Below are 15,343 nucleotides of genomic sequence, written 5' to 3'. Positions count from 1 at the left end.
ACGAGCATACGCGACCTTCCCTGAATCATTGCAACAATAAGTGTTGCTTTGTTACAGTCGGATGACCCGTTGATCTGGAGGGAATGACGATGTCAACCACGAAGCAGGCGTACTCCGACGAAGCGCTGGCGATCCACGCTCGAGACGTGTCCTTCGACTGGACAGACGTGCCGACCGAGTACATCCCCGGCCACCCCTACGCCACGCACTTCTGGAACGTCATGCACCTGGTGCTGCCCGAGGGTGAGCGCGCGATGGCCGACGTGCTCGGTCGCGCGCTGCCGCAGATCGACGACCCGCGTCTGGCCGAGGAGCTGGTCGGCTTCATCGGCCAGGAAGAGACCCACGCCAGCTCGCACGAGTCGTTCCGGATCCATCTGCAGGAGAACGGCTTCGACATCCCCAAGATCATGCGGCTGATGGAGTTCCTGATGGACCAGGTCTTCGGCGACCACGGCCTGAAGGGCCGCGCCGGTGAGGCGTGGTTCCACGAGCGCCTCGGCATCTACGCCGCCGCCGAGCACTTCACCGCCACCGTCGGCGAGTGGCTGCTCGACAACCGCACGTTCGACGAGATCGGTGTCGACCCGACCATGCTCGACCTGCTCCGCTGGCACGGCGCCGAGGAGATGGAGCACCGCAACGTCGCCTACGACGTGTTCCAGTACGTCGACGGTAGCTACGCCCGCCGGGTGCGTACGGCGCTGCTCGCCTCGGGCGGACTGCTCGCGCTGTGGCTCTACACCTCCAGCTGGATGTATGCCAACGACCCCAACGTCAAGGGCTCCAAGTGGGCGTGGCCGATCGCGTTCGTCAAGGACACCCGCAGGGGCCTCATGCCCGGCCTGAAGTTCATCTTCAAGGAGATCCCGCAATACCTCCGTCCCGGCTTCCACCCGTCGCAGATGGGCCCGATCGACAAGGCCGTGCGTTATCTCGCCCAGTCGCCCGCCGCGAGCGGTCTCTGATGGCGACGATGACGTCCGAGCGATCCAGCGAGCCCTCACGCGGGCTCCGGGCCCTGGCCAGGGGCGCCCAGGCCTACTCCGCACTCTTCGCGGCCAGCTCCGCCGCGCCGTACCTCTCGCGGTCGAAGCCCGTCCGCCGCACCGGCTTCGACCTCGAGCTCGTCATCGACGCGGTCACCCGCGAGGTCGACGACGTCGTCAGCTTCACCCTGCGCCGGCCCGACGGTGAGTCGCTGCCGGCCTGGGTGCCGGGCGCACACCTCGACGTCTTCCTGCCCTCGGGCGCGCAGCGGCAGTACTCCCTCTGCGGCGATCCGGCCGACCGCACCAGCTACCGCATCGCCGTACGCCGCATCGACGAGGGCGGGGGCGGCTCGCTGGCCATGCACCGCCTCTCTCAGGGCGACGTGCTGACCGTGCGCGGGCCGCGCAACGCCTTCACGTTCATCGACGTCGAGTCTTACCTGTTCGTCGCCGGCGGCATCGGCATCACCCCGATCCTGCCGATGGTGCGCGAGGCCGCACGCCGCGGCGCCAGCTGGAAGCTGGTGTACGTCGGGCGCTCGCTCGCCACGATGCCCTTCCTCTCTGAATTGCGGAGTCTCGGGGGCGGGCAGCTCGAGCTCCGGCCGGACGACGAGTTCGGCGTGCCCGATGTCGCCGACCTGCTCCTTCGCGCCGACGAGGGCGCCGCGATCTACGTCTGCGGGCCGACCCCGCTGATCGATGCCGCGCGCGTTCTGCAGCCGACGCTGAACCCGACCGGGTCGCTGCACAGCGAGCGGTTCTCCGCTCCGCCCGTGGTGGGCGGCCGCCCGTTCGAGGTGCACCTTGCCCGCACCGGAGTGACCGTTCCGGTCGGCGCCGAGGAGTCGGCGCTGGCCGCGATCCGTCGCGAGGTGCCGGGCGTGCGCTACTCGTGCCAGCAGGGCTTCTGCGGCTCCTGCAAGCACGCCGTCCTCAAGGGCGACGTCGAGCACCGCGACACCAAGCTGCGGCCCGCCGAGCGCGACGACTCGATGCTGATCTGCGTCTCGCGCGCCGCTGGCGACAGCCTCACCATCGACCTGTGAAGCGAGGGAACCTGATGAGCCAACACGTGCGAGTCGCCATCATCGGTGCCGGATTCGGTGGCCTCGGCACCGCGATCCGGCTGAAGCAGGAGGGCATCGACGACTTCGTCGTGCTCGAGAAGGCCGGCGCAGTCGGGGGCACCTGGCAGATCAACGACTACCCGGGCGCCCAGTGCGACGTGCCGTCCCTGATCTACTCCTTCTCCTTCTCGCCGAACCCGAACTGGAGCCGGCTCTACCCGCTGCAGTCCGAGCTGAAGGACTACATGCACCGCTGCGCCGTCGACCACGACGTGCTGCCCCACGTGCGCTTCCACACCGAGGTCACCGACGCCTCGTGGGACGACGACGCGCAACTGTGGCGGATCGCCACCAGCGCGGGCGACCTGACCGCGCAGGTGCTGGTCGGCGCGATCGGCCCGTTCAGTGCACCGGCGGTGCCCGACATCCCGGGCCTCGACACCTTCACCGGCACCGTCTTCCACTCCCAGGCCTGGGACCACGAGCACGACCTGCACGGCGAGCGGGTCGGCGTGATCGGCACCGGCGCCTCCGCGGTGCAGTTCATCCCGCGCGTGCAGCCACAGGCCGGTCACCTGACCGTCTTCCAGCGCACCCCCACGTGGATCCTGCCGCACCCGGATCGCCCCGTCAGCAAGGTCACACAGACGGTCTACCGCAGGGTGCCCGGTGCCCAGAAGGCCGCCCGCAAGGCCTGGGAGTTCACCTTCGAGGCGCTCGTGCCCGGGTTCATCCACGAGCCGAAGCTGCAGAAGCCGCTCGAGCTGATGGCCCGTGCGCTGTTGAAGAAGCAGGTCAAGGACCCCGAGCTGAGGGCCCGCCTGACACCGTCGTACGCCGTGGGCTGCAAGCGGCCGACCTTCTCCAACGCCTACTACCCGGCGCTGACCGCCGACAACGCCACCGTGGTCAGCGACGGCATCGTCGAGATCACCGAGCGCGGCATCGTCACGGCCGACGGCACCGAGCACGAGCTCGACACGATCATTCTCGGCACCGGGTTCCGGATGACCGACCACCCGGGCTTCGACCTGGTCCACGGTCGCGGTGGCGTCAGCATCGGTGACCGGTGGCGTGAGGGCGAGATGGCGGCCTACCTCGGCACGACGCTGCACGACTTCCCGAACCTGTTCCTGATCCTCGGCCCGAACTCCGGCGTCTACACGTCGGCGGTGATCACGATCGAGGACCAGGTGCACTACATCGTCGAGGCCCTGCGCGAGATGGAACGAGCCGACCTTCGCTCACTCGAGGTGACGGCCGAGGCGCAGCAGGAGTTCCTCGAGTGGGCCGACAAGGGGCTCAGCAAGTCGGTCTTCCTCACCGGCGGCTGCCACAGCTACTACCTGAGCCCGACCGGTCGGAACTTCACCCACTACCCCGGCTTCTCCGCCGGCTTCCGGGCCCGCACCAGCACGGTCGACCTCGACCACTACGTCGCACGACGCGTGGCGAAGGAAGGGGTCCCGGCATGAGCGGCCTCTTCGGCAAGCCGGCGTACGACGTCCGCGGCAAGGTCGTGCTGATCACCGGAGCGGGGCAGGGCATCGGCCTGGCCCTGGCCCGACGACTGCACGACCAGGGTGCGTCGGTCGCGATGGTCGACGTGAACGAGGTCGGCCTCAAGGAAGCCGCACTGGGCCTGGGGAGTGCGCGGGTCCTGCCGATCACCGCCGACGTCACCGACCGTGACGCCATGGCTGCCGCGGTGGCCCGCGTGGTCGAGCACCACGGCCGGCTCGACGTCGTGGTCGCCAACGCCGGGGTGACCCCGCCGCCGGCCACGATCCGCACCATGAACCTGGCCGACTACGACCGCGTCGTGGCGATCAACCAGACCGGGGTGCTCAACACCGTGCAGCCCGCGCTCGACGCGGTGATCGCGGCCAAGGGGCATGTCGTCGTGGTGGCCTCGTGCGCCGCCTTCTCGCCCGGCGTCGGGGGCGTCGGCTACATGTCGAGCAAGGCGGCGGCCGAGCAGATCGGCCGTGCCCTCAAGCTCGAGCTCGCGCCCCACGGGGCCAGCGCGGGCGTGGCCTACTTCGGCTTCGTGGACACACCCCTGGCCACCGCGACCCTCGACGACGACCCGATGGGCCGCCGTCTCGACGAGCTGCTCGGCTGGCCGTTGAACCACCGCATCTCGGCCGACGCCGCCGCCGAGTCGATCGCCGACGGCATCGCCGGCCGCGCCGCCGCCACGGTCGCCCCGGCCCGTTGGGTGCCGTACTCCCTGTTCCGCGGGGTGCTCAACGCCGGTGTCGACCGGGTGCTCGCCCGCGACCGCCGGGTGCACGAGATGGTGCGCGACCTCGAGGCCCGCGCGGAGTCGGAGCAGTGAACCGCTTTCTCAAGCTGCTGGGGCCGAGCCTCACCAGCAGGGCCGTGGTCGCCGGTGCGCGGCTCGTCGTGCGGCCGCAGATCGACCATCTGCGACTCGAGGGCGCGCAGCTGCGCTACCTGCGTGGCGCCATCGCCGCCAGCGGAGTGCTTGCCGGCTGGCCCGGAACGGCCCAGGTCGAGCCGGTGTCCACGGCTCGCTTCTCGGGCGAGTGGGTGCGGGCCCGCAACGCCCGCACGGCCGACGACGGCGCCGTCATCTACTTCCACGGCGGGGGCTACGTGGCCTCCTCGCCGCGCGCCTACCGGTGCGTGACCGAGCCGCTCTCGGTGCTGACCGCCCTGCCCGTGCTGGCCGTCGGCTACCGCCGGGCTCCCGAGCACCCGTTCCCGGCAGCCCTCGACGATGCCCTCGCGGCCTACGACTGGCTGCTCGAGCAGGGCTACCCGGCCGACCAGATCGTGGTGGCGGGCGACTCCGCCGGTGGTCACCTGGCGATGGGCCTGCTGGTCACGCTCGCCAAGCAGAACCGACCGATGCCGGCTGGCGTCACCCTGTTCTCCCCGCTTCTCGACCCGGCGCTGACCGAGGCCGTACGCCGCGATGCGCAGGCGCCGGATCCCGTGCTGACCCCGACCTTCGCGGCGCGTTGTGCCGAGGTCTTCCACCCCGGTGGCGGCGACTACCACGACCCGCGCCTCTCACCCCTGACGACGAGCCTGCGCCTGCTGCGCACGTTCCCGCCGATCCAGACCCATGTCGGCGGCACCGAGTGCTTCGCCGGTGACTCGGTGGCCCTGCACGCGCGCCTCACCCGCGCCGGCGTGCTCAACAAGCTGATCGTCTCGCGCGGCCAGGTGCACTCCTACGTCACGATGTACCGAGTCGTGCCGGAGGCGCGCAGAGCCCTCCGCCGGGCCGCCAGCTTCCTGCGCTCCTGCATCGACGAAGATGTCGTCACTCCGTCCTCCAGCTCGCAAAGGATCGCCCAATGACCTGGTATCCCCTCGACCCCGCTGACGACGCCTTCCTGCGCACCGCCCCGGCGATCACCACAAAGGTGATCGAGGTTCCCGTGCCCGTCGAGACGTTGTGGCAGGCGCTCGCCGCCGACGACGCGGTCGTCTCCTGGGGGCCGGGTGCCACGAAGGTGCGGTGGCAGGGCGAGCGGCCGTACGGCGTGGGCACGATCCGCGAGGTCACCGTCGGTGGCGCGGTGACCGTGCGTGAGAAGTTCTACCGCTGGGACGAGAACGAGCGGATGACGTTCGCGGTGACCGAGTCGACCAAGCCCGGCATCCGCCGCTTCGCCGAGGACTACGTCGTCGAGTCGACGCCCACCGGGTCGAAGCTGACCTGGACCGTCGCGGTCGAGGTGGCCAAGTTCGCCGGGCCGAGTGCCGTGATCGTCAAGCAGGGCTTGTCATTGGCCGTCGGGTCGATGATCAACGGCTTGAAGAAGAAGCTCGAAGCCCGCTGATCAGGATGTCGACGGCCAGGTAGGCCGACTCGACGGGGTCGTCGCCGGGGAAGCCGACGCGCCTGGCCAGCTGCTGTGACGACGCCATGCCGCCGATGCCCCACGTGCTCAGGAAGAAGTACGCCGCGGGCACCGGGCCTGAGCGCACGAGACCGGCGTCCTGGAGTTGGGCGAAGGCGTCGATCGCGCGTTGCTGCACCGGCTCGATGTGGTGCGTGAGCATGTGGTCGAAGCGCGGGCCGGGGCGAGCCGCCTCCTGATGGATGATCCTGGCCAGGGCCGGCTGGGCGATCGTGGCATCGACGAAGCGGACCATCACCTCGCGGATTGCCTCGAGTGGGTCGGCCGGGTCGACCTCGGGCTCGGGGTCCCACATCGCCGCGTTCAGGGTGGCGAACGCGTGCTCCACCGCGGCATGCCACGCAGCGTTCTTGGACTGGAAACGCTGGTGGATCATGTTGTGGCTGACCCCCAGATGGCGACACAGGGCGCGCACCGAGGTGCCGTCGTACCCGAGGTCCGCGAAGGCCTCGAGCAGCAGGTCGAGGAGCTGTGGGTCCTCGACGGTGCGTGGCCGCATGTGGTCTCTCCTCTGGTCGGGCGGAACTCTATCGGGGAAGTTACTTGACAGATGTCAACCTAACGCAGCACAGTTGCCACATCATTAATTGACGACTGTCAACTAAGCATTCGGAGTCACCCCGTGATCACTCTCCAGGACGAGAACCTCCACCAGCCCGGCACCGACCCGGACTGGCAGGAGAGCTTCTACTTCAACTGGGCCACCACCGACGAGAGCACCTTCGGTCTCACCCGGATCGGCTTCAATCCCGCATCAGGCAAGGCCGATGCGGTCGTGGTGACCCAGCGCGACGGCAAGGCCGAGCACGTCTACGCCTCGGTCGGCACCACCGTCGAACCCGGCCAGCTCGACGGCCCACCCGAGGGCGGACTGCAGGTCGGCGACCTCACCTACACGATGCTCGAGGCCGGCCGGTCCTGGCGGATCCAGCTCGGCGACCGCCTTGACCTGACGTGGACCGCCTTCACCCCGATCGTCGACTTCCACCACGGGTTCCCCGGAGACGCCGACGAGATCCAGCACCACTTCGAGCAGTCCGGCACCGTCACCGGCACGGCCACCTTCGACGGCGTGACGCACGTGATCGACGGGCTCGGCCAGCGCGACAAGTCGTGGGGCGTGCGGGAGTGGGAGGGCATCACCGGCTGGGACTGGATCGCGTGCCAGTTCGGCCCCGACCTCTCCTTCAACGCGACCCGGACGGACATCAACGGCACCAGCACGCCGGTCGGCTTCGTCTACGACGCCGGCCAGGTCCGCCACGTCACCGCCGTCGAGATCGACTACACGTGGCTGGCCCCGCACCTGCCGAAGTCGGCCACCCTGCACGTGAGCGTCGAGGACGGTACGGCGTACGTCATCGAGGCCACCGCGCTCGGCAGCGTGCCCCTGCTGAAGAACAAGCTCTTCATCGAGGAGACCCACGCGTCCTTCCGGACCGAGATCGACGGGGTCGTACGCCGAGGGGTGGGTGTCCTCGAGCACGCGCACCACGTCAGCCCCCTCGGCATCGCCAAGCGACTGCCCAGGCTGCTGCCGGTGTTCGCCCTGGCCAAGAAGGGGAGTCGTCGATGATCGCGCGACTGACCGCCGCGAGTGGTGCCGACCTGGAGCTGATCGGCGGCAAGGGGGCCGGCCTGGTGCGACTGCTGGCCGCCGAGCTTGACGTGCCCGAGGCCTGGGTGGTGCCCGCGCCGGTGTCGCTGGACAGTGAGGCCCGGGCGACCTGCCTCAAGGAGGCGCTGCCCGACTGGTGGGCCGAGGCGACGGCCGAGTTCCCCGGTTCGCAGTGGGCCGTGCGCTCGTCCGCAGTGGCCGAGGACCTGGCCGACGCCTCGTTCGCCGGGGTCTACGAGACCGTGATGGGAATCGACTCCGTCGACGCCCTCGCCGCCGCCGTCGAGGAGTGCTGGTCGGCACTCGACACCGACCGCGCCGAGGCCTACCGGTCGCAGCAGGCCACCGAGCGCTCCGGCATCGCCCTGATCCTGCAGCGCATGATCCGGGCCGACGTGGCCGGCGTGATGCTCACCGAGAACCCGCTCCGTCCCTTCGACGACGAGATCGTGATCGACGCGTCCTGGGGGCTCGGCGAGGCCGTCGTGTCCGGGCGCACCGACCCTGACCACCTGGTGCTCGACCGGGAGTCCGGCGAGGTGCTCACCGAGCGCATCGGCGCGAAGGAGATCGAGCTGCACCCGACCGGGATCGGTGGGGTCGCCGAACGCGAGGTGCCTGCCGAGCGCCGCGCCGTGCGCTGCCTGGAGGAGCGTGACCTCAAGGCCCTGCACACGCTCGAGCACGACGTCACCGCCGCGATCGGTGCGCGTCGCGACATCGAGTGGGCGATCGAGGGCGGCCACCTCTACGTGCTGCAGGACCGGCCGATCACGGGGCTTCCGCCGCGCGAGCCGAAGGAGGTGTGGACCCGCCGCTTCGGTGACGAGTACCTCGCCGACTACGTGTCCCCACTGGGCAACGACCTGATGATCCCGTGGATCATCGGCCCCCAGATGGACGAGGTCGCCGAGCTCCAGGGCCGCAGGCGCATCGTCGAGATGAGCAAGCTGCGCCGCCACAACGGCTACATCTACCTCAACGGCGACTACGCGATCGAGCTGGCCCGCGCGGTGCCGCTGGCCGACCGCGAGGGTCCGCTGACCGCGTGGTTCGACTCGACCTGGGCCGACAAGGTGCGGACCGCTAAGTTCGAGCCGAAGCTGTTGCTGCGCACCCTGCGGGCACCTCGCAAGGACAAGGGCCGCGGGCCGATCACGGTCAACCCGGGCGCCATGGACCAGCACTGCGAGAGGATCGAGAACGAGGTCGTCCCGCTGATGGACCAGGACTTCGCGGCACTCACCCATGAGGAGTGGCAGCGCCAACTGGACCTGATCCACGAGCTCGGCCGCAACCACTTCCGGGTGATCCGCTGGGGGATGGCCCAGCATGCGCCGATCATCCACGCGCTGCTCGCCAAGCTGCTGCGCTCGTGGGCACCCGAGGAGCCGGCCGACACGTTCCAGCGGTTGATCAGCGGCCTGCCCGGCACCCGCACCGCCGAGATCAACCAGGACCTCTACGACCTGGGCGCCTCGGTGCGCCAGGAGCCGGGGCTGCTCGAGGCACTGCGCTCCGACGCGTCGTACGACGAGGTGCGCGACGCCACCGCCGACTCTGCGTTCTGGGCCGGGTTCGACGGCTTCCTCGCCACCCACGGCCACCGGTCCTCGAGTCGTGAGATCTCCGCCGAGCGGTGGGCCGAGCAGCCCTCACTCGTGCTCAGCCTCGTCCGTGCCCAGGTGGCCGCGGTCGAGGCCGGCACCAGTCCCGCCGAGTTCGAGCACGAGGCGGCCACGCGCCGGGTCGATGCCGAACAGCGGGTGCTCGCGGCGGCGGGTCGCGGCCTGAGTGGGCGGCTCCGCAAGCGGGTGCTGACCAAGGTGTTGAGGCTCAGCCAGGAGTACACGGTCTACCGCGAGAACCAGCGCTACCACCTCGACTACCTCCTGTCGCACGTGCACCAGCTGCTGCTCGAGCAGGGGCGGCGCCTCGTCGCCCGCGGTGCGCTTCCGCACGAGCAGGACATCTTCCTGCTCACCGGTGACCGGCTGGAGTCACTGCTCGCGACGTCAGGGCCGGTCGACGACCCCGAGCTGGCGGCGTACGTCGAGGACGCGCGCGCGCACTGGGCGCTGCACGGCAACAAGCTGCCCGCGACCTTCCTCTTCGACGAGGTCCCGACCGAGGGGCGGATCCCGCCGGTCGGCGACCTGCCCGAGGGCGCGCTGCCCGGGCTGGCCGCGTCGGCCGGACTGGTCGAGGGCCCGACCAGGGTGGTGCCCACCCTGGCCGACCTCTCCGCGGTGCGGCCCGGCGAGATCCTGGTCGCCTCCAACATCGATCCCGGCTGGACCAGCGTCTTCCCGATCATCGCCGGCCTCATCACCGAGACCGGTGGCGTGCTCAGCCACGGCGCGATCCTGGCCCGGGAGTACGGCATCCCGACGGTGACCTGCCTGCCCGACGCGCTGAGGGCGCTGCCGACCGGCACCACCGTCGAGGTCGACGGCACCCGGGGCTTCGTGCGGGTGGTCAGCGAACCGAGCTGACCCGTCCTGCCCTGGTGAATGTGATCGTCATGCGCACGTTGGGCTCGGTCGACGTACGCGCGCAGATGCCGTACGTCGTGCCGAGCCGCGTGAACGGTTGACCGACCGCCTTCATCACCGCGGTGGTGGTCATGCCCGGGCGCACGAGGCGCTTCACCGCGGTCGGCGTACGACGCAGGCCGGGGTTGCGGCACGAGTCGGGCTTGATGCCCTGTGCGCGCTCCCAGGTCTGGAGGTAGGCCTCGGGGCCGCGGGTCAGGTCCTCGACGATGGCCGCGCCGTCGGTGGCGCCACCGAGTCGCCGCAGGTCCTCGATCCAGTCCGGGTAGAGACCGTAGTGGGCCACGCCGTCGACGTTGACGTCGTAGACGCGTTCGCCGCTGTGCTGCTTGCCGATCGAGACCCCGTTGAGCCCGGCGAAGGGATAGGTCACCTTGTCCGGGGCGTCGGCCCCGCGCGGCTGGCCCTGCTCGGCGAGCCCGTTGATGTCGGCGCCGAAGCCGAAGCCGAAGTAGTAGCGCCTGTCGGCCCAGCCGAGGTGGCGCTTCCACTTCTTCATGAAGCCGGTGGAGTCGCCGGCCATCGGCGCCACGAAGCCGCCCAGCCTGTAGATGCGCGGGTAGGCGTCGGGCGTCGACCACGAGTGGCTCGACACGACGCCCGAGTAGCGTGCCTCCTCGAGCTGGTCGAGGGTGGCGCTGCGGCCCTTCACGCTCATGTGGTCGGGGTCGATCAGCATCTTCCTCGCCATCAGCTGCTCGATCGCGAAGCCGCCCAGGTCGGTCAGCCCACGCTGGTTGCAGTGCAGTGGTGTGCCGTAGAGCGGCAGCGCCGGGAGGCCGATCCCGGCGACCTGCGCGACCGCACCGAACAGGGCGTCCTGCTGTCCGCCGCTGATGTCGGGGAGCGCGAGCTGGGTCTTGTCCGCGGACTCACCGTCGGCGGGCTCGCAGTGCCTCATGTTCCAGAACGAGCCGGTCTCGAGGAAGTTGGCCAGGTTCACCACGGCCCCGACCGCGCCCTCGTCGCCGGCCACCCCTGAGAGCGCGTTGTCGAACTTGTTGACCAGCTCCATCTGGCGCACGCCGATGTTGTGGAGGTCATCGAGCTGCCGGGTGATCGAGGCCCGGTTGCACTGCGGGATGTCGAGCTTCATCGTGCAGCCGAACGGGATGCTCACCTCGATGCCCATCACCACCGCGAGCTTGCCCTGGTTGATCACCTTGCGCGCCTCGAACGGCGTGGTGACGATGCGGTACCAACCCTTGCCGGGGCCTCCGTACTGCGCGTCGATGTAGCGCTCCATCGCCCGCATGTCCCTGGCCTGCAGCTTGGCCGACTCCATGTCGTCGCAGGAGTTCTTCTTCATCGGATAGACCTGACAGAGCTTGCCGTTCTCGACCAGCAGGTTGACCATCAGTCGCTGGCCGCCGCGCCACGATCGCTCCATCCACTTGTAGTAGGTGCCCTCGTGGGTCAGCGACTCCGGCGCCGGCCAGTCCTTGAAGGTCGGCCAGCCGACCGGGTCGTGGGAGGTGTTGCCCGAGAGCACCGCCTCGAGGAGCGCGCCCTTGCCTCCGGTGAGCTTGTGGTCGGCGCAGTCCTCCAGCGCGTACGGCGCGCCGTACTTGTGCCAGGGCCGGCCGCAGTGCACCTTGCCGCCGAGGAACTCGAAGGCCATGCCGTGGACGTGGGCGTCGACGTAGCCGCGCACCTCCTGGAACGACGTGGTGCCGGCGTGCGGGTTGCCCGAGACGTCGACGTCGACCTCGGGGTACGCCGGGCAACCGGTCGTGGTGCGCAACGCGAAGGCCTTCGCGGTCGTGGCCGTGATGGTGCCGTTGCCGGCGAGGTAGCGGCCGTCGGCCAGCTGGAAGGTGAAGCCGGCCGAGGTCTTGCGGGTGATCCACTCGGCGTCGGCGGACGGCTTCGCGGCCGCGGTCACCGCGCCCGACCGGGTGCCGGTCAGGAACGCAGAGTTCGAGGTGTAGAGCAGGTTCACCCCGAGGTCGGTGGCCTGGAACCGCACCGGCGCGCCGGCCAGGGTGTAGCAGCCACCGGCCACGGCGTAGCGGTTCTCCGGCACGGCCAGCCGCGGGCTGCGCAGAGTCGCGCGGACCAGCGTGGGGTCGGTGCTGGACCGGCTGCCGGCGGCGTACGCCGCGTTCCTGCGCGCCTGCTCGGCGGTGGTCGGGTCGGCGGTGTCGGCCTGTGCGGCGGCGGACCGGGCATTCGGACTCACCTCGTCGGACTGCCTGATCTCGTCGGACTGGCTGAGGTCGTTCTTGCGGGCCGGGTCGTGCTTGTGCCAGTGACCGTCGGCCGCCTGCACCGGTCGCGCGTCCTCGTAGGCCTGCTGCGTCGAGGCCGTCCGGGTGAAGGAGTACGTCGGCACGGTGATCGCGCTGGCGACCAGCCCCGCGGCGATCCCTCCGGCGAGCAGGAGTCGCAGGTGGTGACGGTTCGGCGTCCACTTCATGTAGGGCACAACGAAAGGGGCTGGCTCAGGTCACTCCGGCCCGTGTGGGCGGGTATGTCCATTCGACTGCGGTACCCCTCCACGTCCCCTATTTTGGGTATGCGGAGCGCCGCTTCGGTGCTCGATGAATGGGTGTGGGGACACATGAACCGGCTTGCTCGAACTGTTTGCACACTCCTTCTTCTGGCCCTCGTGCCGGTGCTCATCGGAGGCCAGGCCACGGCAGCACCTGCCGCGCCGGATCCGGACAGTCCGTCGCTGATCACGCCACTGCCCGACATCCCTGACACGGTCGGCACCGACTTCTGGGTGGCCTTCCCGGACCTGCCGGGCTACCCGCTCCAGACGCGGGTCTACCTGTCGCCCACCAGCGACGGCACCGTCACCGTCGCCGACCGCGCCGGAACCGTCCTCGCCACCGTCCCGGTGACGTCCGGCACGGTCGCCCAGGTCGATCTGCCCTCCGGGCTGATGGTGACCTCGAACGACGGCGTCGAAGCCGCCGGTGTGAAGGTCACGTCGACCACGCCGATCTCGGTCTACGGCGCGCTGATCCACCCTGCCGCGTCCACCGGCTTCCAGGCGACCCCGGTCGATGCGCTCGGCACGTCGTACCGCGTGCTGAGCTACACCCAGAACATCGGCGGCTTCTCGAGCCGACTGACAGTGATCGGGTCGGCCGACGACACCGACGTGACGATCACGCCCCACACCACGGTCGGTGCCCGACCCGCCGGTGTGCCCTTCACCGTCACCCTCGACAAGGGTGAGACCTACCAGCTCGGCACGTCCGGCGACGGCCAGGACGTCACCGGCACCACCGTGACGGCCACGGCGCCGGTCGCGGTGTACGGAGGCAACGCATGCGTGAACATTCCGACCGGTTCTCCCGCGTGCAACCCGATCATCCAGCAGCTTCCGCCGACCTCGGCCTTCGGCACGGAGTTCATCTCGAACCGGTTCGCGACGCGGGCCAAGGGCGACACCTACCGCGTGCTGGCCGACCAGGACGGCACCGTCGTCACGATCGGCGACACCCAGGTCGCCACGCTGAACGCCGGCGAGTTCTACGAGGCGGTCCTGCCTGACGGTGCGACCGCCCCGGGCAACGACGCCGTGGTCATCAAGACCAGCAAGCCGACCCTGGTTGCCCAGTTCGGCAACGGCTCCGGGTACGACAACTCGGCGGGCGACCCGCTCATGGTGCTGGTCACCCCGATCGGACAGCACCTCACGGCGTACACCCTGGCCACACCCGACATCGTCTCGTCGGGCGCAGGAACGCTGCCGTGGATCAACGTGCTGGTGCAGACCCGCGACCTCGGGGCCCTGACCCTCGACGGGACGCCGGTGGATGCCGCGCAGTTCAACGAGGTCGCCGGGACCAACTACTCGGTGGCCCAGCTCAGTGTCAGTCTCGGCCAGCACTCCCTGAGCGCTCCGCACCAGTTCGGCGTGCAGGTCTATGCCTGGGGAAGCTACGACGCCTTCGGCTACTCGGGCGGCGCCGCGCTCGCCCCGATCGCCGACGCGCCCAACCCGCCGGTCGCCGACCCCCTGACCTCCGAGGCCATCGGGGCCCAGTCGGCCACCGTCGCCGTCGGCGAACAGCAGGAGGTGCGCCTGCTCGACGGGGTCACCCTCACCGACAGCATCACGATTCCCGGGCAGGGCACCTACGAGCTCGACAGGCCGACCGGCGTCATCACGTTCACGCCGCTGTTCGGGTACGCCGGTACGCCCACCCCCGCGACGTACCGCATCGTCGACGCATGGAACCAGCAGGCCGAGAGCACCTACACGCCGACCGTCCTGCCTCCGGCCGGGCCGGTCGCGTCGCCGTTGACCACGTCGGGGACCGGCGTGCAGTCGGTGGCGCTCACCCCGCCGACCGGCGGATCGGTGACGCTCGTCGATGCCGGAGGTGTCGAGACGACCACGGTCTCGGTCCCCCAGGGCACCTATCTCCTCGACACCGCCACCTCCACGGTCTCGTTCGTGCCGGACGCCGGGAAGACCGGCCGGGCGACAGCCGTGAAGTACCGCCTCATCGACGCCTACAACCAGACCGCCGAGTCGACGTACACGCCCACCGTGCTGGGCACTGTCGTGCCCCCGAACCCGGGCGCGGACAACCCGCGGGCCACGCTCCGGCTGCCCGGCTTCACCAAGGTTGCGTCCGGTCGGACCGCCCGGGTGCCGGCGACCTGCGTCGTACGACGTGCCACGACCCGGTCCTGCACGGTGACGTTGTTCGCCAACGTGGGTGGCACCCTCACCCGCGTCGGGCACGGCCAGGCGAAGGGCAGGAACGTGACGGTCTCGCTCAACGCGGTGGGCCGTGCCGTGGCCGCCACACCGGGCGGCAAGGTCCTCCAGGGACGCATGGTGCTGAGGACCACGAAGGGCAAGACGCTGCGTGACCGTGCCTCGACCCGGGTGGTCAGCAAGCGGTTCACGCTGCTGCGTGCCCCGTCGTTCTCCGTGTCCGGACAGTCGCTGCGCAGCTCGGATGCCGCCTATCTGCGCGCGGTGGGCACGAAGGTCGGACGGGTGACCACCGTGATCTGCACCGGCTTCACCGACAGCCAGGGCTCGGAGGCCTACAACCGCGGCCTCGGCCTGCGCCGCGCCAAGGCGGTCTGCGATGCCCTGCACCTGCCCGGCCGGGTCCGTACGCAGGTCGTGACCCTGGGTGAGCGGCAACCGGTCGCCGACAACGGCACCAGCAGTGGTCGCGCCCGCAACCGCCGGGCCACGGTGACGCTGGTCTACTGACGGTCCGAC

The 15,343-nt window shown here is 70.0% G+C and carries 11 protein-coding genes; 9 read left to right on the top strand and 2 right to left on the bottom strand.

Annotation, left to right across the window (positions count from 1 at the left end):
• The first annotated feature begins 89 nt into the window (after positions 1–89).
• The 6 genes from ASD30_RS15610 to ASD30_RS15585 are packed head-to-tail and all read left to right on the top strand — an operon-like array spanning position 90 to position 5,883.
• On the top strand, positions 90–968 hold the full coding sequence (locus ASD30_RS15610; RefSeq protein WP_056685093.1) for a metal-dependent hydrolase: 879 nt from the start codon (positions 90–92) through the stop codon (positions 966–968).
• A gap of 8 nt (positions 969–976) precedes the next feature.
• Complete coding sequence (locus tag ASD30_RS15605; RefSeq protein ID WP_200951159.1) at positions 977–2,041, top strand: PDR/VanB family oxidoreductase; 1,065 nt, start codon at positions 977–979, stop codon at positions 2,039–2,041.
• Between the two features lie 14 nt (positions 2,042–2,055).
• Positions 2,056–3,537, top strand: a complete 1,482-nt coding sequence (locus tag ASD30_RS15600) for a flavin-containing monooxygenase (protein WP_056683245.1) — start codon at positions 2,056–2,058, stop codon at positions 3,535–3,537.
• Positions 3,534–4,403, top strand: a complete 870-nt coding sequence (locus tag ASD30_RS15595) for a short-chain dehydrogenase/reductase (protein WP_056683242.1) — start codon at positions 3,534–3,536, stop codon at positions 4,401–4,403. Before ASD30_RS15600 ends, ASD30_RS15595 begins: the two co-directional genes overlap by 4 nt.
• The gene (locus ASD30_RS15590) at positions 4,400–5,398 is read left to right on the top strand and encodes an alpha/beta hydrolase fold domain-containing protein (protein ID WP_056683239.1); all 999 of its coding nucleotides are present in this window, start codon (positions 4,400–4,402) and stop codon (positions 5,396–5,398) included. Before ASD30_RS15595 ends, ASD30_RS15590 begins: the two co-directional genes overlap by 4 nt.
• Positions 5,395–5,883, top strand: coding sequence for an SRPBCC family protein (locus ASD30_RS15585; protein WP_056683235.1), 489 nt, complete (start codon positions 5,395–5,397; stop codon positions 5,881–5,883). The genes ASD30_RS15590 and ASD30_RS15585 overlap by 4 nt, the downstream gene beginning before the upstream one ends.
• Here the strand turns inward: ASD30_RS15585 and ASD30_RS15580 are convergent.
• Positions 5,849–6,463 carry a TetR/AcrR family transcriptional regulator gene (locus tag ASD30_RS15580; protein ID WP_056683231.1) on the bottom strand — a complete coding sequence of 205 codons (615 nt, stop codon included), beginning with the start codon at positions 6,461–6,463 and terminating at the stop codon, positions 5,849–5,851. The genes ASD30_RS15585 and ASD30_RS15580 overlap by 35 nt on opposite strands.
• Before the next feature lie 123 nt (positions 6,464–6,586).
• On the opposite strand from ASD30_RS15580, the gene ASD30_RS15575 reads away from it, so the two are divergent.
• Together ASD30_RS15575 and ASD30_RS15570 are read left to right on the top strand one after the other, a co-directional pair.
• A complete protein-coding gene (locus tag ASD30_RS15575; protein WP_056683228.1) occupies positions 6,587–7,540 on the top strand; it encodes a DUF7064 domain-containing protein in 954 nt (317 codons plus the stop codon).
• Positions 7,537–10,077: a PEP/pyruvate-binding domain-containing protein gene (locus tag ASD30_RS15570; protein WP_056683225.1), complete on the top strand. Its 2,541-nt coding sequence runs from the start codon at positions 7,537–7,539 to the stop codon at positions 10,075–10,077. Before ASD30_RS15575 ends, ASD30_RS15570 begins: the two co-directional genes overlap by 4 nt.
• Here the strand turns inward: ASD30_RS15570 and ASD30_RS15565 are convergent.
• Positions 10,061–12,556: a hypothetical protein gene (locus tag ASD30_RS15565; protein WP_056683220.1), complete on the bottom strand. Its 2,496-nt coding sequence runs from the start codon at positions 12,554–12,556 to the stop codon at positions 10,061–10,063. The genes ASD30_RS15570 and ASD30_RS15565 overlap by 17 nt on opposite strands.
• A 192-nt stretch (positions 12,557–12,748) precedes the next feature.
• Between ASD30_RS15565 and ASD30_RS15560 the strand changes: the two genes are divergently transcribed.
• Complete coding sequence (locus ASD30_RS15560; protein ID WP_056683217.1) at positions 12,749–15,334, top strand: OmpA family protein; 2,586 nt, start codon at positions 12,749–12,751, stop codon at positions 15,332–15,334.
• Positions 15,335–15,343 lie beyond the last annotated feature (9 nt).

The organism is Nocardioides sp. Root140, assembly GCF_001426745.1.
In the GTDB taxonomy this organism is placed as follows: Bacteria; Actinomycetota; Actinomycetes; order Propionibacteriales; family Nocardioidaceae; genus Nocardioides.
Note: the sequence above shows the minus strand (reverse complement) of the source record. Positions and strands in the feature narration are given on the sequence as shown.

Excerpts from the sequence above, each read along its gene's own strand:
- ASD30_RS15565 (WP_056683220.1), bottom strand. The coding sequence starts at position 12,556 with ATGAAGTGGACGCCGAACCGTCACCACCTGCGACTCCTGCTCGCCGGA.
- ASD30_RS15585 (WP_056683235.1), top strand. The coding sequence starts at position 5,395 with ATGACCTGGTATCCCCTCGACCCCGCTGACGACGCCTTCCTGCGCACC.
- ASD30_RS15570 (WP_056683225.1), top strand. The coding sequence starts at position 7,537 with ATGATCGCGCGACTGACCGCCGCGAGTGGTGCCGACCTGGAGCTGATC.
- ASD30_RS15605 (WP_200951159.1), top strand. The coding sequence starts at position 977 with ATGACGTCCGAGCGATCCAGCGAGCCCTCACGCGGGCTCCGGGCCCTG.
- ASD30_RS15600 (WP_056683245.1), top strand. The coding sequence starts at position 2,056 with ATGAGCCAACACGTGCGAGTCGCCATCATCGGTGCCGGATTCGGTGGC.
- ASD30_RS15595 (WP_056683242.1), top strand. The coding sequence starts at position 3,534 with ATGAGCGGCCTCTTCGGCAAGCCGGCGTACGACGTCCGCGGCAAGGTC.
- ASD30_RS15610 (WP_056685093.1), top strand. The coding sequence starts at position 90 with ATGTCAACCACGAAGCAGGCGTACTCCGACGAAGCGCTGGCGATCCAC.
- ASD30_RS15580 (WP_056683231.1), bottom strand. The coding sequence starts at position 6,463 with ATGCGGCCACGCACCGTCGAGGACCCACAGCTCCTCGACCTGCTGCTC.